At 57.7% G+C, this 23,098-nt stretch carries 17 protein-coding genes; 7 read left to right on the forward strand and 10 right to left on the reverse strand.

The window, feature by feature from the left end:
* Window positions 1–41 precede the first annotated feature (41 nt).
* The 3 genes from ACTJKX_RS27110 to ACTJKX_RS27120 form a co-directional block, all read right to left on the reverse strand.
* Window positions 42–1,265, reverse strand: coding sequence for an IS256 family transposase (locus tag ACTJKX_RS27110; RefSeq protein WP_440727108.1), 1,224 nt, complete (start codon window positions 1,263–1,265; stop codon window positions 42–44).
* 267 nt (window positions 1,266–1,532) lie between these two features.
* Window positions 1,533–1,925, reverse strand: coding sequence for a hypothetical protein (locus tag ACTJKX_RS27115; RefSeq protein WP_440727109.1), 393 nt, complete (start codon window positions 1,923–1,925; stop codon window positions 1,533–1,535).
* Between the two features lie 7 nt (window positions 1,926–1,932).
* Window positions 1,933–2,334 carry a hypothetical protein gene (locus ACTJKX_RS27120; RefSeq protein ID WP_440727110.1) on the reverse strand — a complete coding sequence of 134 codons (402 nt, stop codon included), beginning with the start codon at window positions 2,332–2,334 and terminating at the stop codon, window positions 1,933–1,935.
* Window positions 2,335–2,953: 619 nt separating this feature from the next.
* Here ACTJKX_RS27120 and ACTJKX_RS27125 point away from each other — a divergent pair.
* The 7 genes from ACTJKX_RS27125 to ACTJKX_RS27155 all read left to right on the forward strand — a co-directional run bounded on the left by ACTJKX_RS27125 (window position 2,954) and on the right by ACTJKX_RS27155 (window position 13,043).
* Window positions 2,954–4,930: a BTAD domain-containing putative transcriptional regulator gene (locus ACTJKX_RS27125; protein ID WP_440727111.1), complete on the forward strand. Its 1,977-nt coding sequence runs from the start codon at window positions 2,954–2,956 to the stop codon at window positions 4,928–4,930.
* Window positions 4,931–4,999: 69 nt separating this feature from the next.
* Entirely contained in the window at window positions 5,000–5,458 is a 459-nt protein-coding gene (locus tag ACTJKX_RS27130) for a hypothetical protein (protein ID WP_440727112.1), read from the forward strand.
* Between the two features lie 100 nt (window positions 5,459–5,558).
* The gene (locus tag ACTJKX_RS27135) at window positions 5,559–6,722 is read left to right on the forward strand and encodes a YcaO-like family protein (protein ID WP_440727113.1); all 1,164 of its coding nucleotides are present in this window, start codon (window positions 5,559–5,561) and stop codon (window positions 6,720–6,722) included.
* Between the two features lie 868 nt (window positions 6,723–7,590).
* Entirely contained in the window at window positions 7,591–7,908 is a 318-nt protein-coding gene (locus ACTJKX_RS27140) for a hypothetical protein (RefSeq protein ID WP_440727114.1), read from the forward strand.
* A 120-nt stretch (window positions 7,909–8,028) separates the two neighbouring features.
* Complete coding sequence (locus ACTJKX_RS27145; protein ID WP_440727115.1) at window positions 8,029–9,792, forward strand: hypothetical protein; 1,764 nt, start codon at window positions 8,029–8,031, stop codon at window positions 9,790–9,792.
* A 130-nt stretch (window positions 9,793–9,922) separates the two neighbouring features.
* Window positions 9,923–12,187: an AAA family ATPase gene (locus ACTJKX_RS27150; protein ID WP_440727116.1), complete on the forward strand. Its 2,265-nt coding sequence runs from the start codon at window positions 9,923–9,925 to the stop codon at window positions 12,185–12,187.
* A 7-nt stretch (window positions 12,188–12,194) separates the two neighbouring features.
* Window positions 12,195–13,043, forward strand: a complete 849-nt coding sequence (locus ACTJKX_RS27155) for a hypothetical protein (RefSeq protein WP_440727117.1) — start codon at window positions 12,195–12,197, stop codon at window positions 13,041–13,043.
* 101 nt (window positions 13,044–13,144) lie between these two features.
* Here the strand turns inward: ACTJKX_RS27155 and ACTJKX_RS27160 are convergent, their stop codons facing one another.
* The 7 genes from ACTJKX_RS27160 to ACTJKX_RS27190 all read right to left on the reverse strand — a co-directional run.
* A complete protein-coding gene (locus ACTJKX_RS27160) occupies window positions 13,145–14,497 on the reverse strand; it encodes a M48 family metallopeptidase (RefSeq protein WP_440727118.1) in 1,353 nt (450 codons plus the stop codon).
* 176 nt (window positions 14,498–14,673) lie between these two features.
* Window positions 14,674–14,904, reverse strand: a complete 231-nt coding sequence (locus ACTJKX_RS27165) for a hypothetical protein (RefSeq protein WP_440727119.1) — start codon at window positions 14,902–14,904, stop codon at window positions 14,674–14,676.
* Window positions 14,905–15,112: 208 nt separating this feature from the next.
* On the reverse strand, window positions 15,113–15,595 hold the full coding sequence (locus tag ACTJKX_RS27170; RefSeq protein WP_440727120.1) for a hypothetical protein: 483 nt from the start codon (window positions 15,593–15,595) through the stop codon (window positions 15,113–15,115).
* A complete protein-coding gene (locus ACTJKX_RS27175) occupies window positions 15,589–20,325 on the reverse strand; it encodes an RHS repeat-associated core domain-containing protein (RefSeq protein ID WP_440727121.1) in 4,737 nt (1,578 codons plus the stop codon). The genes ACTJKX_RS27170 and ACTJKX_RS27175 overlap by 7 nt, the downstream gene beginning before the upstream one ends.
* Window positions 20,326–20,748, reverse strand: coding sequence for a PAAR-like domain-containing protein (locus ACTJKX_RS27180; protein WP_440727122.1), 423 nt, complete (start codon window positions 20,746–20,748; stop codon window positions 20,326–20,328).
* Entirely contained in the window at window positions 20,745–21,923 is a 1,179-nt protein-coding gene (locus ACTJKX_RS27185; RefSeq protein ID WP_440727123.1) for a DUF2169 family type VI secretion system accessory protein, read from the reverse strand. Before ACTJKX_RS27185 ends, ACTJKX_RS27180 begins: the two co-directional genes overlap by 4 nt.
* A gap of 25 nt (window positions 21,924–21,948) precedes the next feature.
* On the reverse strand, window positions 21,949–23,098 hold a 1,150-nt coding region (locus tag ACTJKX_RS27190; RefSeq protein ID WP_440727124.1), incomplete at its 5' end, for a bacteriophage T4 gp5 trimerisation domain-containing protein.

Consider the following 23,098-nt stretch of genomic DNA (forward strand, 5'->3'; position numbering starts at 1 on the left):
GGGAGTGTCGGGAATTCCGTGTACGGGCTGGCGGTTGACCATCAAGCCGTCATGGCCCTGATGAAGCGGTCGCCGAAGAGCACGGCGAATTGAGCTTTGGCCATGGCCCATTCACGGGCCGGCATTTTCCATTCTTTCTCCGATCGGTTCAAGATCAGATAGAGCAGCTTTGTGGCCGCTTCATCGGTCGGAAAATGCCCCCGTGCCCGTACCGCCCGGCGCAACTTGGCATTGAGGGCTTCGATGGAATTTGTGGTGTAAACGATGCGCCTGACATCATCAGGAAAGGCAAAAAACGGGATGATTTCGGGCCATGCCCGCCGCCAGCTCTGACCGATGGCAGGGTAGCGCTGACCCCAGAAGCCAGCCTCAAAAGCCGTCAGTGCCTCCTCGGCAGCGATGGCGTCGACGGCGCGGTAGATGGTCTTCAAAGCCGTCCCGAGAACCCTGCGATCCTTCCAAGCCACGAAGTCCAGCGAGTTTCGCAAAAGGTGAACGATGCAGGTCTGGACCAGAGTTTGCGGGAACACGGCGGTGATGGCGTCCGGGAAGCCCTTGAGGCCATCGACGACAGCCAGCATGATGTCCTCGACGCCGCGATTGCGCAGTTCGTTCATCACCCTCAGCCAGAATTTGGCGCCTTCGTTCTGCTCAAGCCACATCCCCAGGACCACCTTGGTGCCGTTGGCCTGCACCCCCAAGGCAATGTGGATGGCCTTGTTGCGCACCACGCCTTCGTCGCGGATCTTGACCCGGATCGCATCGAAAAAGACCAAAGGATAGGCCGGATCCAGGGGGCGCTGCTGCCAGGCTGCAACCTCCTCCAGGACAGCATCGGTGACGGTGCTGATCAGATCGGGCGAGGCCTCGATGCCATAAAGCTCACGTAGGTGCCCCACGATCTCCCGGGTGCTCATCCCCCGCGCATACATCGAGATGATCTTGTCGTCGAAGCCGGGGAAGCGGCGCTGATACTTGGCGATCAACTGCGGATCGAAACGGCCCGCCCGGTCGCGTGGCACCTCGATCTCGATCCGTCCCGTCTCGGTCGTCACCGTCTTGCGGCCGTAGCCGTTCCGGCTGTTGTTGCCCTGCACTTCCTGCTCGAGATGATGGTCCATCTCGGCGTTGAGCGCCCGTTCCGCCAACGCTTTCTTCAGCGTGTCCAGCAAGCCGCCTTGGTTCAGCGCCGCCACAGCGTCGGTGCCTGTCAGCAGTTGATCGAGAAGCTCCTTCGGTATCGCCGGTTCTTTCCGTCGTGACATACTGGGTCTCCCTTCTACCCATTATGCCAGCCCGCACACGGAATTCCTGACAGTCCCCCCGATCGCTACGCTGACTCGGATTCTCAGGCAAATTCCGGTGCCTGTAAACACCATGTTCAAAAAAGACTGCAATCTCAGCAACACTCTTCCGATGATTTGCAGATTTTTCCTCGACCATCGGTTTGCCATGCCTCAATCAGGACAATTGTCGGCAGTCAGAGAACATTCGAATTACATTCGCCTGTCTCCGAACATCGAACCATCTGCCTAAAGCAGAACGAGCTGCTCGCTCCTGTTAGCCAGAACTCGCGCCTGGTGACGTTCCCGCCACTCAGCAAATTCCATGGTGACGATCTCGCATAAGGGTGCGACGCCCCGCCATTGATCGCGGTAGATGCTGGTGTCGATGCCGATGCCGCAGTCCATGAACAGGCCGGTTCGCTGCTCAAACTCGACGCCCGCTCCCGAGGTCAGCCGCTCGAAGCAGGGACGCCCGGAATAGCGGAACGATGTCGAGTTTTGCGGCAGGAGGAATACGCCGTTGTCCGCAATCTGAGAGGCGACGTCGATCACCGCGAACTCGAAGGATTTAAAGCCACGGCGACCGCCCGATGTCGCCACCTTGCCGAAGGGCGGATTGGCAATCGCCCAGTCGAACATGGCTCCCTCAAGCTCGTCCTTCCACCATTGCCGCCAGTCGAGCACATCGGCACAAATCCAGCGTGCTTCCGGCAATAGTTTGCGGCCGATCTCGACGAAGCGCGGATTGATCTCGACGCAGGTCAGTTCCACCTCGCCCCGCCATTTTGGCACGCTGCTGAACCCAGTAGGCGAGACCGCCGATCCCGGCGCACAAGTCGATCACTCGTCCCTGCCCTGGCTCCAGTGCAAAATCAGCAGCCAGATCCATAGGCGAGAAGAACGCGCCTGCCGCCGCGACATTGTTCTCTGCTGCCGGATGCCAGTTCTCCAGAACGAAATCCTTCTCTTCCGCGCTCAGCACATCCATCCGCAACACGGCTTCAGCCTCTGCGTGCGCCCTCACCTCAACCTTGCTCAACTTGCCCATTTTGCTGCTCTTTCCGTTGGATCGGCGAAGCAGGTGCCCGCCTGCTTCCCGAGTTCGCGCGGAGCAGCGTGTGGGTGGGGGGCAAGCATGAACTGGGGAGGGGTTTCGCCCGCCCGCAGGGCGCCGCCTCTATCGGCGGCGAGATTGTCTGAGCGCAGCGAAGAGAATTTCGGGGAGACCCCAGTTCATGCTTGCTGGGGAGGGAGAGCAGCGTTCTCCCTCTCCTCGCACTGCCGAAAGATCAAGAGATTGTTCTCAGCTGCATCGGCTGTCTTCCTTCTTGCCATCGTCTCGCACGAAGGACGAAGCAACCAAACGCCACAGGAGCTACACTGAAACCGGCTAATGAGGATTGCCTGTGTCATGGAAGTTCAATCTTCACCCTGGGCGACACTACTCGTCCGTGACACGAGCGTGAAACCCGTTGCGGAATTGGCTTTGACTTGTTGACTTCGCAGCGTGTGGCGAACAGTTAGGGAGGTGGAAGTCAAATACTGGATTTGGCGCGAGCGTTCTCATTCATGCGCGCGAGTTTTATTATGGGTGGCACTCCATTTTGGGCGGGAAACAACGGCATCGATGGCAGGCGAGTCCAGCCTCCTAGCGCAAGGAGGATCGGATGAAGCCCGAAAGCGACATAGTTCTGCATTTGTCGGGCGTGCCGCATATGGCCAAGCCAATGGAAGGCGTGTTTCCCGCCAAGGGATACATTCTCATTGCGATGTTGCTGCTTTCCAGTGGAAAGCGCATGAGCCGCCAGGCCATTGCAACCCTCCTATGGGAGGATGCGTCCGAGGGAAAGGCATCCACCAACCTTCGGCAGCTACTGGCACGGATCAATCGTTCCTGGCCTCAGCACGAGCCCATTTTCCAAGCACAAGGCACCAACCTCGTGGCCGGACCGGCTGCCGATCGGAGCGACCTAGCCGAGATCGCGAGGTGGCGCAATTCCCAGGTGTTGGCAGAGCGCGTCGCCGCAATCCATCTCGTGAAGGGGGACCTGCTCGCCACGCTCGATACTGGTGGAAATGAACTGTCGCAATGGTTCCGCGGCGAGCGCGAGCGTTTCCGCCAAAGGATCTTGTCGCTGGGTGACGATGTTCTCATGGAAATGACGCGCTTTGCTCGGGCGCAGAAGAACGAAATCGAAGAAATCGGCGAACGCATGCTGATGCTGGAACCGGAGCGTGAAGAGACGTTTCGGGTTCTGATCGAGGCCTACGGACGCAATAACAATCTCGAAGCCGTGAGCCGCACATTCGAGTTGCTCAAAGCCATGATGCAACGCGAATTCAATGCCGAACCGAAAGCAGAAATTGTCGGTTTGGTGCGTCGCATTTTGGCCAACAATCCCAAGCCTTCCACTGAGGTCAATCACCAGCCTGCAGATGCAGTTGGAGAATTCAACGCCGCCAAAGAGAGCGAACCTGTCATTGTTCGCAGTCTGGCGAAACTGCCGCGCGTGGCCCTGTTGCCACCCAATCCGACGATGGGCGAGGAGTGCGATCCGCTTGCTCGGGTGCTGGTCGAGGAGGTCGCCAATGACCTGTCGCGTTATCGCACATTCGCAGTGGTTGCCCCTCATAGCAGTTTCGGCGCTGTGGACTTACGCGAGCCGGAGCGCCTCGATGCACTGCGTAACAGATATTTGGTCAATAGCTTTATGGTCCCCGGCGATCCTAGCCTTGCTCTGCGCCTGGAGCTATACCCTGGCCGCGAGATCCTCTGGGCTGCCGAATTTCGGATCGGCGGGAGCGACCTGCCGAAGGCTTTCAAGCTAATCTCTCGGCAGATCGCGGTGACGCTGGCGAGCAAGATCGAGCACGATCAACTCAAGCGTATGCGGGCCGACCCTAGGCCTCATGCTTATCGGCACTATCTCGAAGGCAAGCTCCTGCTGCAAGATTGCGATCTGCCGAAATTGCGGCGCGCACGCCGGGAATTTCGAAGAGCAGCGGATATCGATCGGTATTTTGCACCCGCCCGCAGCGCGAATGCGCAGACGCTCTATCAGGAATGGTTGATGTTGGGGGCCAATGACCCCGCCCTTCTCCATCAGGCGCGCCTGGAAGCCGACGCCGCGATCTCGATCGATCCTGGCGACGGGGCGGGATATCGAATGGCGGCGGTGGTTTCATTGAATCAGCGCGATTTCGACACTGCCAGCAGCAAGTTTTTAGAAGCGGAGGTCCTAAATCCGCATTCAGCAGATTTATTGCTATCGCATGCGGATGCCCTGTCACACCTCGGCGATGCCGAAGCGGGCTGGAAGCGTTTCCAAATGGCGCTGGATCTGAATCCTTTTCCGCCTGACTATTATTGGTGGAGTGGCGCAACAATAGCGATACGTCGTCACGACTATCGCGGCGCCATTGAGTTGTGCGGGCGCATGAGTTCGGACGAACCTGTGCTGCGCGCGCTAGCCATATCGCATGGATTACTCGGGAATAAAGATATCGCGCGACAATATGGCGCAAGAATACGAGAAATGTATCCCGGAGTAACGATCTCTGACATTGTTAATCTTGCACCTGACCGAAAAATAGAAGATCGTATACTGGTCGCTGAAGGTCTTCGAGTTGCAGGCCTAACTTAACAAGGCATTATGTGTCGTACATTCCTGATAAACATCCACTTGAGAGAGATAACGACCTAGGAGAGCGAGATGATTCGGAAAACTAGCAAGAAAGAACGGCTATACGTCATCGGAGATCGTGGCGTTGGTATATTGATTATAAAACTTAAACCGCTTCGTGTTGTCCAAATTTCTGACGAGGAGATTAATAGATACGGTAAAGGTCTAGGCGGGGATGGTTATGCAAAGATTGGTGCGCTGTTGTGGCGCGTAATTGCAGATCACAACGCAGCTGAAGGCCAGGGACGCTCCATCGATAGCGACAAGATCGCCGGTATCGAATCTCTTATTGAGACCGGCGCCGACATTAGCGATGTCGAATTTGTCTTTAAGACGAATATCTCCACGGTATCGTTGCAAGCTGGGAAACAGCACAACAAACAAATTAAGTCGGCGCTTTGCCACCTTATTAATGGCGTCAAAGGCGAGGAAAGCACTTTGTTTGATGCCATTCTCAATGATAGCGGCACCGACGATAACAAATGCTGAGCCGGGTGATCGCTATCGCTTTTGACAGCGACTGTGCCCTGTAGAAAGGGTGCCGGCGAGTTCTGATGGGAGTCCGGCCGTTGCAAGCAATCTCACTGCGATGAATTCCGTTTCGCTGGACTTTCCTCCACTCGCCCCCTTCGGCATCTCGCGCGTCGGGGACCTGACTGACCTCGATATTATTGGTATCCCCGTCTGGTTCGCCGTGCGCCCAAATTCCCGTTGCTTGGCGGTCAGCCAAGGCAAGGGGCTCAATCACGAGAGAGCCCGGCTGACTGCTGTCATGGAGGCCATCGAGGGGGCGGTTGCCGAACAAACCCGCCCGCTGATTGCAGAGTTCGGGACGCCGGCTGAACTGGCGAAACGGTCACTTCGAACCGTGCCGTTGCGGTCCTTGGTGCGGTGTCATTTCTCTGAGTTCGATCCGCGTCGCCCACGTGCCTGGGTGAAGGGGGTTCTGTATGGATCGAATAGAGCCGTTTACGCGCCTTACGAACTCGTCGGGTTGGATATGCGGGATGATTTCCCGTGGGATTATGAAACCTTCCACGTCAGCTCTGACGGTCTGGGCGCGGGGTTCGATTACTCCTCAGCCGCCCTCTCTGCTCTACTCGAATTGATCGAACGAGACGGTACGACACTCTCCGACGGGCTCGGCCATCTAAAAGGGCTTTCTCGCCCGTTGATATGGCAGCCCGGTATCCATCCGGGTTTGGACGAGGCGGTCACGAAGGTACGCAACGCAGGTTTGGAGCCGCATTTTTTCAACAAGACCAGCAAGATCGGCATCCCCATCGTCAGCGCGATGATCGTGCGACCGGTGTGCGACAGAGATGGGGCTGGCATAAGGTTCTCAGGCGGCGATGCCTGTCGGCTCGACTTTGCGGAAGCGACGCTAGCTGCCCTCCTCGAGGCCGTTCAATCGCGCCTGACGAACATTTCCGGTTCCCGGGATGACCTAGACATCTCGCAATATGAGAATTTGGATTTGGCCTTGCCGTCCAAGCCCGATCACGGAGAGACTCTGGGGCAATTGGCGGCCCGCCATACGTTTCCCGCCAATCTCTCGTCTTCGGAAGCACTTAACTTCCTGGTCTCTCAGTTTGCAAAGGCGGGATATCGTGACGTTTTTTTCTTCGACCTGCCATGTCCAGTCAAAGGCGTGCATGTGGTCCGCGCATTGGTACCCGGGCTTAAGACATTCGTGGAAGGCGGCGTGACCGCCATCAATCTGGAAGATCTGATCGGAGCCAAATTCTCATGATTCACACGATCAATCCGATGCGAAGCCCTTGGACAGCCCTTCCTCACAGGCATTTGCCTTTTGAAAGAAGGTGATGGACCGATCGTCCCCGTCGGGAGCCAGGATATCGGCGGAAATCATGTGCAGCCCCCCATGAGATTGAGCCGCGCTGACATCGGTGGATGGGTGTCGAAGGGAATTGCGGCGTGGCGCCTGCCGTGGAGCCGCTGTTCTGCGTAAGGAATGTCTTGCTTGACTTGGTGGATCACCGTGCGGTTGTCGGGGCCTTGCGACGGTCGGGCGAATACCTCGCCAAGGCTGAAGCCAAAGCTTGAGCGTGTCAGCATCTGTGAGGGAGTCGCATGGCCACCGGCTGGCGCCGCCGCGGCGATCAAGCTCGGCTTCAAAATCGAACACCTGCGACAGAATTACTCAGGGTAAAGCGCTGCAGTCGGCCTATAATTACAAAATCTTCAATTGACGGGACATAACAACAAAGGCCCATTGCCACGTTCCATCGAAGACAAGCGCCGCAGCCAACAGGCCGGCACGCATATTTTCCCAGACAAATTCGAATATCCTCTAGAATCGTGCAGCACCTTCTTTAGTGCGCATAATCGGAGGTGCTCGACTTCTTCTCGGCAAATCCTTCACCTAGGCGCTTTGTGATTTGACAGAGGCACGTCGAATCACAAAGGCGCGTCGCAACAAGAAGCTAGAGCAAACAAGTTTTAATGCTTGAACACGCTTTGCTCGAGTATTCAGCCGCCAAGGCGGTTTTGCTGAAAAGTGGTGTTTTGAACAACCGCTGCAGCCGCTGCTGCACGTCCAGACGCCTGCCCCAACCGGCAGCCTGGACGAAGAGAGATCCCCAAAAAAGACCCCTACCATGCGCAAGCTTTGGTTCAGGCCACGGGCACGTATCGTGACCCTGGTCTATTTCAACGACGCCCATAGCAGAACAAAGGAGCATGTCGACAGCCTCATCGCCTATTTTCTAAGGCGGCACTGGACCCACCGGGCCCGTGCCCTCGAATGCGATGTCCTGCGTGCCCTCACCGCGAGTTTCTCGCTGAAACCCGATCTGATCAGCCGCCAAGCCGAGATCGATCGCAAGGCCGCGGCATGGCTGCTCTCCCGCGACGAGGATCGCAGGCAAGCCGCCGAGCGCTATAGGGCGGGCAGGCTGCCGCGTCTCGATCCCTGAGTGCACGCGCTCTCTTTCAAGAGCGCGAATGACAGCCTCCTTCCCGAAACCTGAATTCTGCCCAGCGCCGCGACCAAGGATGCCGGCGCCCGGCGGAGCCATGCCTGAAAGGGATTACCAATGACCAGTTCCAACATCACCCAGAGCCTTGCCGAGCGTCTCGCCGCCACCGCAGCTCGCGCCGGCCAAATGGCCGGCCAGACCGTGTTGTCGGCTGCAACAACGCAGCGCCAGGCCAAGGCCGAGACGGCCACGGCCTCATCTCAGGAGATCGAGACCGTCGACATCTCCGAGCAGACAGCCGCGAGCCTCGACATCGTGCATAACCCCTTCCACCAGATCATCGGTGACAGCCAGACTACGCAGGAAGAGAAGATCGCCGCGATCAGCGCGGCCCTCGACGCCGGTAGGCAGCCACTAGAACAGCTGCAGCTGAACTTCCAGCTGTTCCAGGCCTACTACACCTACATCCAGAGCGAGGAGATCGATGAATCGCTGGAAAACGTGAGGCGGCTGATCGCCCAGCTTCAGGACAATTCCAAGGTCGAGATCGCTAATATATTGCGGGACCTCAAGGGCATGCTCGATGATGTCGCCGTCTCACGCCAACTCATCGAAGTACTGCGCCGTTCACGCATCACCGGCGAAACGGTCAAACAGATGTCGGAGGCCCTGGCCCGTAACGAAGCCCTGGCCAAGGACCTTGCCTATCTCGCCAAGAAGAAGGCCGAGGCCGATCAGTCGCTCGCTGAACGCAAGGCCGTGCTCGACCAGCGTATCGCCGAGAAGAGCCGGGCTCAAACCAGGCTTTCCTATCGGCTCTTGCATCTGTTCAAGGCTGATACCACCCTGAACGACCGCGTGCTCGCGGCCGAAAGCCTGTACAGCCAGCAGCAGCGCGACCTCGCGGAGATCGCAGATCGCATCGCCTGCTGCCAGGCGCAGCGCCGCGCCGATCTGGAGGAAGGACCGCTGCGTATCCTGCGCAGCATCGATGAGGTCGACGACAACCTCACCGACCGGCTGATCTCCTCCGGCAATCGCGGCATCGCCACCATCCAGGGCGCCCAAAAGGCCGTGTTGCAGCTGATCGGTCGCGCCCAGTTCAGCGAGAACGAGGTCGAGAAGATTGCCCATCGCGTCGCCGACAAGCAGATCGGCCTCACTGTGCTGAAATCGGGCCTGCAGGATGCCTCATTCGGCACCAACGCGCACAAGGAAGTGCTGGAGACTCAGACTGTGGAGGCCGAGACCGCGCTCGGCCTGAGTAAGGCGCCTGCCGACGGTATGGCCGTCAGCATCATCGATATCGCCAATAAGGAGACGGCGGTAATCACCCTGCACGCCGAGGTCGGCGAAGTCATCGACTATCAGAACAAGCTCAACGACACCATCATCGAGATGGGCATCACCCTGGCCCGGAACGAGGAGCGCCTGACCGAGACTGACGGCCAGCGCAAGATCGTGCAGGGCACCAAGAAGTCGATCGCCATTCTCGGCCGCGACACGCTCAACACGGTGGCGGGCAATCTCGAAGGTGTCTTGCACAATCTCGTCGCCGACCAGACCGACGAGACGCAGGCCGCCATTACTGAATTCTCGCGCGCGGCCGAGCAGATCAAGCAGGGCACGCTCAACGGCATGATCGAGCGTCAGGGCGAGATGCACACCAAGGAGATGGCGCTGCTCGACTCTACCATCACCCGTCTCAATGCCAGCGCCGAGATCATCGCCAAGGCCCTGGAGGTGAGCGTCGACGAAGGCATGGAGCGTGCCGCCAAGCAGGACGAGCTGCGCAGCGCCACCGCCAATCTCGAAGCTGCCACCGGCACCATGCGCAAGGTGGTCGGCGAGATGAGCAATCTCTCGGTGAAGAAGGGCTGAAGGCCTTCGCGAAGGCCGCGTCCCGCCGCTGAATGACAGCGCCCCGCTCCGGCCAATTTCCCTCCGTCCCTCTCCAGCCTGGTGGAGAGGGAGCCGGCACCTTTGTCTTCCAGCTTTTCGGAACTCCCCCATGTCCCTGCACAAAGCCATCCCCACCCGCGCCGTCAACGGCTTCAAATTCCTGCGGGAGATCGATTTCTATGAATATCGCAAGCGCCTGCCCGCTTTCTTCGGGCAGCCGGCTGATGGCGAGCCCGAGAGCGAAGCGATCCCGCGCATCGTCGGCTTCATCCACGAGTTGATGGAAGCCCAGGAGATCCTCGCCTCCTCGCTGACCAACAGCGTCTACATTCGCGGCCCCGAGGGGGTTGGCAAATCCATGCTGATCCTGTCGCTGCTCAACAAGATGGCGCTTGGCGAAGCCGCACCTTCGCTCGTATCGAAACATTGCTTCGGCTTCGACCTGCACGAGTTCTTCAAGCTCTCGGTAGCAGACCAAGTGCGCGAGTTCGATGCGGCCATGGACTACCTTGCCCGCAAGAACAGCCTGATCGTGCTGGATCGTCTCGATGATCTCCTCGCCAATTGCGGCCCGGAACGGGCACGGCGGCTAATGTCCACTTTGATCGATGCCTTGGAAAACGAACGCGTCTGTGCGATCGCCAGCGCCCAAGACCACAATCACGGCCTGATCGAGCAGACCAGCACCGCCTTCGCCCACCATTTCAAGGAGCTCACCGTGTACGAGCGCGGCGCGGAGGAGACGCGCGCTATCCTGCGCCAGATGGTGCCACGCCTGGAGGCGGGGCACCTCGTCATCATCGGTGATGACGTCATCAATGAGGTCATGCGCCTCGACCAACGCTATGAGGGCAGGCTGAAGGGCCGCAATCCCACCAGGGTGATCGAGTTCCTCGATCAGCTCGCCGCCAGCGTCAACATCGCCAAATATGGCAAGCCACTGCCGTTGCTCGAGCAGGAAATGGCGCTGGTCAAGCTCATCGCCGAGGCAGAGACGCTGCGGATGTCGGTGCGACCGAGTGCCCGCAGGCTCGATGCCATCAGGACGGCAATCACATCAGCCAGGGTGATGATCGAGCCGCAGCTCAAGGCCTGGGAAGGCAAGTTCGGCCCTGTCCTGGCTTTGCGCAGCGACCTCTTGGAGGCCGGCAAAGCCCTGGCTCCCTTGCAGGAGCGTTACGAGGCTTATGCGGCCTGGAAGGACCAGCACGCTGAAGGCGAGCCGGCGCCCGCCCCCTTGACTGTCGAGGAAATGCACAAACGCGACGTTTATCTCAAGGCCGAGAAGACACTGCGAGCCAGCCTCGCCGAACTGGAACAGGGCGTCTATGCCGAGACGCCGCATGTGACCGTAGCGGATGTGCAGGAGCGGTTCAGCAAGATCACCGGCGTTTCGGCCAAGTCCGTCTCGACCGATGATGCCGAGCGGCTGCTGCGTGTCGAGGAGGTGCTCGGCCAGACCGTCTACGGCCAGGACCATGCCAAGCGCGCCATCGCCAATATCTACCGTACCCGCGAGGCCGGTACCAGCGATCCGACCCGCCCGGCCGGCGTACTTTTCCTCACCGGCGCGCCTGGTTGCGGCAAGACAGAGCTCGTCGAAAAGCTGGCCGCCTATGACGGGTCACCCCCGATCACCTACAATATGAGCCTTTACACCGATGCCTCCTCCGTCTCGCGCCTGCTCGGCGCCGCGCCGGGTCTTGTCGGCTTTGGCCAGGTGGTGACGCTGCCCGACGCGGTGAGAGAAAAGCCACGCAGCATCGTCTTCTTCGACGAGATCGAAAAAGCCCATCCCGATCTGCAGCGCACCTTGATGCAGGTGATGGACAAGGGCGTGATGCCCGACAGCCAGAACCTACCGGTCTCCTTCAAGGATTGCATCCTCGTCTTCGCGTCCAACGTGCTCAAGCAATCCGATTTTGCCGACGGCGAAGATCGTGGCGACGAAAAGGTACGCGCACGCCTGGCGGCGGTCGAGAATCCGAAGAGCGGCAAGCCGTTGTTCCTGCCCGAATTCGTCGGCCGCATCGATGATGTCGAGCTATTCGACGACGTGACGACGGCTATCGCCGAGCTGATACTCGACAAGGAGCTGAGCGACATCAATCGCGGCATTGCAGGGCGCGGCTATGAGGTGTGCCCGGAAAGCACCGAAACACTGAAAGCCATCGTGGCGGCCTTCTTCAATCCGAGCCAGGGCGGGCGCTCCATTCGCCAGCTCAGCAAGAATGTCCTGCGCCCCCTCGTCACCGAACGGCTGCTGCACAGCCAGGTCGCCAATACCGGTGGCGACGAGGACGAGCTGAAGCCCCTAATCCTGCAGTTTTCCAGTGCCGTTGTCCGCATCGATGGACAGGCCCTTACCGCCTGAGGACGCTATGATGAACGATCTCGAACGCTCTCTGGCGCTGGAGGAAGCCCGACGCCAGGCCCTGCGCGATGCCGAGCCCGCCGCCTACGATCTCTCCGGCCGTGCCAAACTTGAGGAAGGCCGGCCGGAGTCGCAAAAACCCTTCGCCGTGCGCCTGTTCACTTTGGCACGTCAGGCGACTGCGACCATCCGCGTCGGGCTCCATTATGGCTGGAGGGCTCTCGATCCGCTGGTGCACGGCCTCGCCCGCGCCGCGCTATGGCTCGTGCCGCGGCTGATCCGCCTCGGCCTCACTTGCCTGCATTGGCTAGCCTTCCGCAAGGATGAGACGGGCCATTATTACCTGGCGCCTTGGCGCGGCCTTGCCAATCTGGTCAAGCTGGCGATCTTGCTGACGGTGATGCCGCTTCTGCTCGGTGCTCTCTACTACTATGGCACCTGGGAGACCTATCGTGGCATCTATGTGCCCAATGCTGGCGTCTTCATCAATCAGAGCTTCGTCCATCCGAGCGAGCCGGGCCAGGTGATCGCCCCGCGCGACGAGATCTTCACTGTGCTCGGCAAGCAGATCGAGCCGGACGGCGCCATCGTGCCGATCCGTTTCGATATCGATTCCAATTTCTATTTCTGGTTCTACCACGACGCCAACCGCCCCGACCTCGCCGCCGCCAAGATCGACTCGCAATCGCCTTACGGCATGAAATGCACCTTCGAAGCTACCGGCATCTACACCCGGCTGCCGCGCTATGTCCGCTTCTGGGCGGTGAAGTGGCTGGATACGAGAGCGGAGATCGTCAATGTCGTCGAATGCGAGGAACTCACGGTGCTGCCAAAGGCCTTTCCGGAGGAAGAATAAAGGTGTCCACTCTTGATTTCCGCCGAGAAGCGACCCGAGTTTGGAGAGAACCCGTCAGACTGGACCACGAGGGCCTGAAGAGCTGATATTATTGCCAGCATTCAGCGAGATCGAGGAGTGGCCTCTTCTGGCGGTCGTGCATGCCCTGCGGCCACAAGCCATTGCTGTTGCAATGTAGATAGTCCTTCCTCGTAGGCATTCGCCCTATGAAACAAGGTGATGGATCGATCCTCCCCGTCAGGAGCCAAGATCTCGGTGGAAATCATGTCTTGCCTCACGCCCATGCGATCAAGCCGGGCTGATGTCGGTGGATGAGTATCGACGGGATGGCTGATCGTACCCTCGTCAAGCGCGACCGCGAGAAGTTGCTCCTTTGATCCCGAAAATGCGTTCAGGCAGCAATGTTGGAAAAAGTCGGATAGATTTGTATAGGCGCGTCCTTTGTTCAGAAGCGAAACGGTGTTGCCCAACACCTCGCCCCATAGTGGAGAATAGAGACCGACCTTCAACAAGGACGTGCCGAGGTCTGTGGGACTGGCGGCACGCGCCCCGACAATGTCGGCCTCGAACTCGCGCTCACGACCGATCCGGCTTGCCGCTTTCGAGAACTCATAAAGGCAAAGACCGAGTATCGCCTGCACAGGGATGGAATAGAGAGCACTCCACCCCGTGGCGGTCTGCGAGGCTGTCAATGTGCGGCCAAGCCGAACAAAGGCTGGCGCGAACTTCCGGGAATAGGCTGTGTCCTTGCCGATAAAATGTCCAAGCTCATGGCCGATAACGGCCGCCAGTTCCTCCTTCTTCAGCACGCGGCAAAGGGGAAGGGAAAGATAGAGCGTTTCTCCGTGGAGAATTTTGTCGCTGCCTGCCAGACTTATCGGTTCCGAGGTGACATAGAATGTCGGCTCCAATCCGACCACGACATGATCCGGCGGAGAAGCACCCAGGCGTCGTGCCAGTCCATCCAGGAAAGTGAAGAAAGAAGGTTCCTCGTCGCGAACTAAAGGGTGGCCCAGCACTGGCATGGGTGGGCGCTTGAGGAAAGCCAGCGAAGCCATCAGTACGGCGATGCCGACCAGTATCCCTCCTCCGCCAAGAATCAGAACCAGGTTGAAGTGAACACTGCCGAGTGTTTGCGTTTCCGCCCGAATAATCGTCGCCGCCACCAGGATACCCTGCAAGATGACGGCAAGGCCGACAGCCAAAGTCACGATACGCACGGTTGGGCCGAACAGGCGGGCAAGCGCATTCCTGTTGCGCCCCACGGCGAACGGCACGACCAGTGAAAGAACAATCGCCATGGCCCCTAGAAGAAGGGTCAAATAGATAGTGCTATCGAAGAATGCGAAATCGGACGGCCTCGACTTCTGCGCGTGAACGATGAGCCAGGACAAGGCCGGTACGAGCGCGATCGAGACAATGAGGATAGCAACTCTCTTGAGGACAAACTGCACGTCTCAGAGCTTTCTGAACGGGATCGAGGAAGGGACGCGAAAAGGCAAATCATAGTATGGCTGCGTCCATTGCCCCAATCTCCAGACACCGCCCTTAATTGCGATTCAGCCTGTAATCATATTGCCTGGTACGACCAAAATTCGGATCATTTGCCAGATGCGTCAGAATGAGCACATCACACCTTCCGATACCACCAACCCTCCTTTATCGCATCGTTTGCAATCTCAGCGACGGGTAGGAACCTATATTCGTCTTTCTGGCCGATCTTGCCATCACCATCGAGGTCGAGCACCAGCACGCCATTGCCGGCTCCGGCCCAGGCCCAGGCCGTGCTGCCGATAGGCAGCCCGCCAGCAAGAGACGCTGGCCCGACCAACGCCGAAATATCGGCAAGCCCTGCCAACATCCCCAATCTTGTCAGCGCGCTGAAGCACCCGCCGCTTGTGGTCTGCATCGCGTCTGAACTTGTGCATCCCGGCCATCCTTCCTGCCCCTGAGGCTCAAGAGAAAAGATGTCTCGCAAGTCTGTACATTTCTACAGTAGCCCAATGCAACATCTCTTTGAACATCCTCTTATGCGCAAGACCGAACGAACAACGTTTTTAAATTGCAGGTCAATTCGCATACTTTTTCAATAAATCTAATAATTCTTTACTTAATTTAGACAAAATATCAGAAATATTACTAGAAATAACATTATTATTTGAAGCGGAGATTAAACATAGATTGTATCTATCGCACATATTCGCAATTTTTATCAAAATAAGAAAGTCGAAAGAATCTACGCTGAATTTTACAATAGGAACCTCGCCAGTTAAATCTATTACTGTTTTCCAATCGCTGCCATGAAACAGCAGATCACTGGCTTTCTTTAAATTACTTTCTTTGGCTAAATTTTCTAGCTCATAGACAAAATCAGCGGGGATCGCTTGCGAGGCATCAATATCTTCGTCTAAAGGCTCCCACCAGCGCGAGCCATCTTCCAACGGCGAAAAGTAAGGAAAATGCCGCGCATCTTTGCCATAGATGCTCGCTATAAGCTGACACGGTAATATCGCTAGGGTGATCGCCTTCCACGTCATTTCGAAATTTACCATTCTTTCCGAATTTGAGGTGGCGACACGGGAATAACGTCGTCCATGGATTTATATCCCCTGAATGGTGGTTGGATTTCGTAGAAATTCAACTCATTGGTACGTCCAACGGATCTAGCAATTGCGTATCTATTGTTCCCCCAGACGATGACTCTAGTACCATCAGCTTTCTTTACATATAGAATATCCCTGTCTCCAACGCCATTGACTTTGATGTCTCGATACCATTTTTTCATTTGATTATTTGTAGCGGTGTTATCACCAAATTGATATTGCTCATTGTCGTATTTATGCGGAACCTTTCCAGCGATTGCAGCTTCGATATCTGCTCCTCGCTGTGGATTCACGAAGGTGCGGTTGGGCAGCGCTTCTGCCGCCAAGCCCAGCGGATCGACCTCGGCTAGTGAGTTCGCCACATATGCCTGCGGTCGTCCCCCTCCCTCCAATCCAATCGGATCAGGGCTAATATATTGCCCCGCCAACGGATCATAGTGTCGGTATCGATTGTAATATAGACCTGTCTCGTCATCCTGCCATTGTCCCAGGAAACGGATTGGGCAGTCCTGTACCTGAGGAGAATCGTAGGGTGCAGGCTTCAACGCCGGTGGACCGTTTGCAGAGGCCTTCACAACCGGCCCGCTGCTGCCAGGGTAGTCATCATTGTGCGCTTTAGGTACACAACACCTAAGCCCCAGTATAGTTCCCCACGTGGTATAACTTGCAGCCCATTCTATTTTGCCATGCTCACTAAGCATTTCTCTTGGTGTGCCAAGATGATCGGTAACGATATAAAGTAGCCGGCATATCTCTGCCTTCCAGCTTCCGTCAGGTACCTGTCTTGGCCGCGATGCTTCTTGTTTGGCAAGAGGTCGAAAGCTACCTGGCTCTTGATACCAGCGGGTTGAGCGATGCCAAAGAATCGAGCCGTCAAGCCGCAGCGGCGCCTCTTCCGCGACCGCATCGCCGTCCCACGAATACGCGATGCCGACTATTGGCGGCTCGTTCCTGCCATTGTCATTTTGCCCCGGTAGGCCGCTGCGACGTTCTGCTGGCGGCGGCAAGAGGCTGCTGGCATAGTCCGGTGTTATCCGACTGGTCGCGATCAAATCCGGGAAGCGGCTGGCATGGCCGCGGGCTTCGGGCTGGGTGAGCTCGCGTACTTTCCACACGCGGCGTCCGAAAGGGTCATAGCCATAGCGCCAGATATCGCCCTCGGGCGTGAGGCACTTCACCAGCCGGTCATACCCATCCCAATCGTAGCGCCATACCTTGGTCCGAAAGCCTTTGCGCTCGACCTTGCGTTCGATCACTCGTCCACATTGATCATGCGACAGGGCTAGCCTCTCACCTCTCGGGCCCCTGGCAATTTGCACCAAACCACCCGGCGTTGTGCTCCAGGTCGTCAACTTGCCGAGCGACTCGCCGAAACCATACAGTTTGTCCGCCCCCGCTGCAGCGGCGCCGACTAAATTGCACGCAGCGTCGTAAGCGAAGCTCTCACGCAGTTCGTCGCCGGTGCCTTCCCCCGCCTTGGTTGCTTCTACCTGTCCGTTGGTATCGTACTGATAACTCGTTTCGCCCCAGAGCCCGTCCAGGATGGTGAGTGGTGAAGAAGCACGATCCCATCGATAGCACCGCTCAATGGCATGGGCCGGACGATAGGAGGTAGCCTCGCCAAATGTTACATATTGCGTACGTTCGGCGGGATCGCGTCCGCCGATCTGCTCGATCAGCTGGCCCACCGCATCGTGTCGGCTCGTCAGCTGAAAGCCGGTCGGGCTCGATCGCCGCGTCTCACGGCCAAGCGCATCGTGTTGGAAGAAAAGGGGAGCATGGCTATCGATGGTAATGCTCTTAATCGCTCCAAGCGGATCGTGGCTGTAGCTCACCAAGCTTTCACCCAAGTTGGTGGCGTTGGGTGCGGAGAGCCTGCGCTCGATCCGCCGTCCCATCGCATCAAGCTTCACCGCGACACGGCGCCCGTTTATCGTCTCAGCAACGACGGCTCCGTTGCGGTCGCGTTCATACTCGATCAGAGACGCCCTATTCTCGGCCTTGATTATCAAGCCACGCCCATCATACCAGAACCGCGTCACATCCTGGGGAGTGCCCTCGATCAGGCTATCCTCGGGCTTGATACTGAGAGAGAAGGCTTCGATGCGCGTGACCCTGTCGGTTTTGTCGTAGCTGTAGACCAGTCGCGCACCATCCGATTTGATCTTCTCGACTACCCGCCCGCCAGGGTCGCGTCGATAACGTATTACACGACCGTCGAAATCCTCTTCCTCGATCACCCGGCCAGCGACGTCACGGCGCAGCGAATAGACCCGCCCCATCGCATTGGTCACCGCGCTGAGGCGTCCTTCGCTGTCATAGACGAAGGAGAGTTCTCCGCCCTTGGGATCGGTGATCGCCTCTAGCAGCTCAAAGGCACCGAAGCGATAGGTCCAACTACGCCCTTCGCCATCGGTCACCGAAGCAAGCGAACCCTCCGCATCGAACCGACGGTTGATGCTTACCCCGTCTGGCCGGGTCAGCCTTGTGGGGACGGCAAAGCCGCCGGCACCGGCCTCATAAGTGAGCTTAGTGACACCACCGAGCGCATCCACTCGTTCGATCAATCGCCCGAATACGTCATAAGAAAAGCATGTCAGTCCGCCCTTGGCATCTCGGATCTGAGCAAGACGACCATATTCGTCATAGGTCCTGGTCTCGTCTGCTCCGTCAGCAAAGATGGTTTTGGTAAGGCGTCCACGCTCATCTCGCTCGAAACGCGTCTCGTGCTTTTCGGCGTCACGCATCGCCAACATATTGCCGAAACGGTCGTTCTCGAATTTCCGTACCCCGCCTGCACCATCTATAATGATGTCGATATCGCCATTCGGCCCCCATCCGTAGATGGTGCTACGTCCCTCAGCATCAGTTTGATTGCATATGTTGCCGCGGATATCATAGCGGGTCGCGGTGGCATTTCCATTGGCATCGATCGTGGAGATACGTTGTCCGACCTGGTCGTAGCGATGGCTGACGGCGCCACCGAGGGCATCGGTTTCGGTCGTAACGTTCTCGAACTCGTCATACTCAAAGCGCTGGGCACGCGCCTCCTCGCCCGCCGGCAAATATGTGGTTTCCCGCTTATCACTATCATAGCAAAAGCGATCATCGTTCCAGATACCGTTGGTGGCGGTGTGGACGACCCGCCCCTCGCGGTCATAGCTAAACACCGTCTCCGATCGGCGCGTCAGGTTATGCCAATGTTCCAGCAAAGGTTTGGTGGCATGCCAACAATAGCGCACCGACATGCCGAACGAGCAATCGGCGGATGTCATGCGACCGCGACTGTCGTAAGCATAGCGCACGAGTTCCAACGTAGATCCGTCGGTGCCGATCAGCGCGATCGAGAGGCGGTGCCCTTCCTCATCGTTGTCGAAAGCTAATGTCAGTCCATCGCTGGACTCGACCCTCTCCAACAAGCCGGTCTCCGATCGGGTAAAGGTAAGCGCATTGCCGTTGAGGTCCTCAACCTTTTCAAGCCGGTAAAAACGATCGTCATACTGCGCAAAATGTTTGACGATACGCTTGTCCTTCAGCGCGAGTTGGCCGAGCCAAGGGGCCCTCAGCTCCAAATGCGGAAAAGCGCTGTTGATCGAGGGAAGGAAATTGAAGGGACGTTCGAAGGTGACGATCTTGCCGTCGGCTTGATGGAATTCCAGTTCTCCACGCCGGGGATTGGCAATGAATTCGTCGAAAGCCGAGATCTGAGAGGCGCCAAGGGGGTTACGCCAACGCGTCGGCATCGGCAACTTGAGTCCCATATGACGCGCCCCATCCAGAGCCAAGGCAGCGCCGGGGATCTGGAAGTCTTGCCAAGTCTCGAGATATTCGCCGCTGGTGACCGAAACCGGCTCACCGGCCGTAGAAGGATTATTGGGAGTAGACGACTTTTGTGTATTGGTCCCAGTTGGCGTTTGGGCTTCTAAGGTTTGCGTATTCGGTGGCTTGACAGCGGTGTTGGCTGGATTGGACGGACGCAGCCGGAGCTTTTGAAATATGATATTGAATCTCGATTCTTTAGGGAGGCGAGACTTGATGGCCGGAGCTTTTCCACCGCTCCGACTTGCTACCGCTCCAGCTACACCGATAGCGAGATACAGTCCGATCAAAAGCGCTCTTTGACGATTTAGTGCTGCAGAAACATCGGTATTCTCGTTTATATTATTCTTCTCTTGGCAAAATCTAGAATAGGATTGCGCGTCTCCCTTTTCTTTTGCCTTCTGCATTGCCGCATCATAGTCAGCAATCATACCTAATTTGTACTGAATTTCGTCATCATCAATATAAGCGGTCGGCGTATCCATATTTATGGAAGCAGCTTGTCCAGACCCACCAAGTGAATTTGCACCAAGTTGCATCAGGAACCGATCAAATATGCCGCCTTTGTTTTTTTCTTCTACAAATTTGCTCCTTTCTTCAGCCTTTACTGCTTCAGCCGCTTTGATCACAGCATTTTTGTAGTCGGATTCTGGGCAGTAGAATAAGTCTGGAACCTGGGTTGCATCAGAATTGACGGTGGCCTTGGCATTTTTGTTCTCGTCAACGGTTGTATTCTGGCCAGGAATCGGGGCTGCAACACGCTTAGCCGTTTGTGCGGCATCGTTGGCTTGGGCGCCAAGATCGATAACAGGGGTGTGAGTTGGCTGCGATGAAGTGTCGTTCGAGGTGCCATCCGCCATTTATGCGCCTCCGCCTCCGTCTGGTGTTTCATCTCCCCGCGGTTTCTGAATTTCGCGTGGTCCAATATCAGGCCCATTGATCCAGGCAGGATCACGATGTCCGACCGACGCAAAACCTTCCGAATATAAGAAATCTGCCGCCGTATCGACGTGCGCCGGCCCGAGATAACCGGGTTTGCGCACTCCCTTGTCGACACCCGGTTCATGCCCGGTGGACGTGGCGCAGCGCGAATTCAACTGGAAATCATAGTCGCCATTGTTGCGCACCGAAGTGGACACTCGCACTGCCGTGTCCATAAAGGCAATCGAATGATAGGCGACCTTGACTCTTGAGTTGCCGCGCGGCGTCCAGCACACATCCGGTCCTTTGGAAACGATCGTGTGTGCGTGAGTCTTCCGCGCCGACATCCGCCCTTCACTCATGCCATCGACCTTTGTTTCAATTTTCTTTCTTGAAAGTGCCTTTGCGCTGCATTCTCCGGTTCGTTGCGGCGCTTGAGCACGATGCGAATGCTTTCGTAGGCATCCGGTTCGAAGTTCAAACGCCAAGTCAGAAAAACGTGGCGCTTGTGGCGTTTCGTGGCGGCGATATCGAGGAAAACCGTGTCCAACGGCATCTGGCGTTGATCGCGCGTTCCATCGGGCTTGATGAAATCCACGACGATCCTATCCGCGGGCAAATCGAAGGCGGCATTGGGTTCATCGGCAATCAGGTTGGTGAGAGTAATATGCTCGTCTCCATTGATAAAACCAGCGCAAATCAAATCAGGATGTGCAGAATTATTGTACGAAAATCGATAATCCGATGGCCAGTCCGGCCAAATACTGTTCTCCCATTCTTCGTCATATGTACCGCCAAGCGGGAGGCGTGGCTCCCAAGCTGGCGGAATTGGGCCGAGGCTCTGAGGCTTATAGGCTTTGTAAGGGGCGTCGATCGGGTCATCCACCGCCTCTATCTGCGGCGCTTTATGAGGCTCAGTGGGATTACTCAACCATTCGGCCAAGCCGCCTTGCCCGAGCGGATTATGAGGATCGAACTCAAATACGAGCTCCCCATCGCCTTGCTCGCCCACGGGCCTCGAACCACCATATGCATATTCGTAGTGGAGCGGCAGATGCGAGATTGGTGTGGGCTCTGACAATTGCCAACCTTTGAACCAGCGTCGGTGTTTGCGCCATTCTCGGGTTTCGTGATCAGATAACTGTCTTTTCCATAGGGGGACCCATTGACGCGGACCTGTGACACGCAGGCTCTTTTCGACAACGGTACCACCGTCTTGGGCCACGATATGCAGACCACAAATCCATGAGGGCGTTGGCTCGCCACCCGGTGCCCAGGCGACGGCGTTGACGATGATGTCCGTGGTCGGCTTATTGGGCACCAGATCGGAAGGATGCCGCAGCGAGGTAACGTTAACGGCACCATGGCATAAGTCGGTAAACACCAAAGCTGCTTGCTCCTCGGCTAGCAGCAGCCGTCCGGAAGGTGCGAACTCGTACGTCCCCTTGACGATGACGACACCGAATTCCTTTCCCGTATTATCGGACGAGTAATACCGGAAATTAGGGAAAGGCGCATGATTGATCAAGCGAGGCACGATCAAGTTCCTCCAAACAAATTTCTTAGCCGATGCTCGGAGGATTATTGTCGATCATATCGGAGATAAGCTGGATATGAGCATCAGCAAGGCCATATAGCTTGACGCCTTGCAAGATGATATCGCCGTTGCTTCTCATCACTAGGAGAGCCTTGGGCGGTGTCGGCTTACCTTCGGCATCGACACTCGCACCGACGCCGATGACGAATTCCTCGCCCACATCGACATGGTAGGCATTACCGACCTTCTGCTTGAACACCTGCCCGACATTCGACACCTTCGCCGTACCGATATGCTCCGCACTCGCCACGCCGACATTCTTGACCTGCATCCGCCCGATGGTCTGGCTGAGCACGCCGCCTCCCATCAATCCCCCCAGCGTACCCAGCGCCGATGTCCCAGCCGCGGCCATCGGGGCGCCGCCGGCCTGGAACAGGGCTTGGGGGGCGACATTGGCGGCGGCCTTCAGGCCCTGATCGAAGAGGCCGGAGGCGACACCGAGCACACTGCTCGCTAGAGCGCTGGCGATGCCCCCGGTAACGCCGCCCTGCCCGCCGGCGTCGGCCGGCGGCACGAAAGGCGGGGTGGAGAGAATGCCGCCATCGCTGGCGCCGCCGCTTCCCCCTGCCACCGCACCGCCGGGACCGGATCCACCGCCGAGACCGCCCAGTGCCGCCTGCGTCACGGCCGAAGCCGCCGCGCCGGCTGTCTTGCTCGCAGCGCTGCCGGGCTGGCTTGCGGCGGCCTGCGCGGCGATCGCCATGGCCTGCTGCAGCATGCCCGCGCTCTGGCCCATCAGACCGGCGAGCGGCGCCAGCAGGGCGGCCGCGCCCATGCCGGTGGTGGCGCCCACCACCTGGTTGAGGCCGCCGCCGACCTGATGATTCATATTGGCACCCACGGTGAGCTGGTGCTGCTGGCCATAGGAATGCAGGGCGCTGGCATCCACCGTGTGGATCTGGTTGTTGAGCACCTTCGAGGTCATGTCCTTCTGGGCATGCAGGTGGAAATTCTCCTGGCCCGGCGCGTCCTCGAAGGAAAACTCGTTGAACTTGGTCGGATCCTTGGACTTGTAGGTGTTGGAACGGAAGATGCTCTTGGTCTTGTGCTCGGGCAGCTGGTAGGGCACCTGCTGGCTGGCATTGGGCACCAGCGCGGTGATGATCGGCCGGTCG

It is taken from the genome of Labrys sp. 22185 (assembly GCF_052045555.1).
GTDB classification, from domain to species: Bacteria; Pseudomonadota; Alphaproteobacteria; order Rhizobiales; family Labraceae; genus Labrys; species Labrys neptuniae.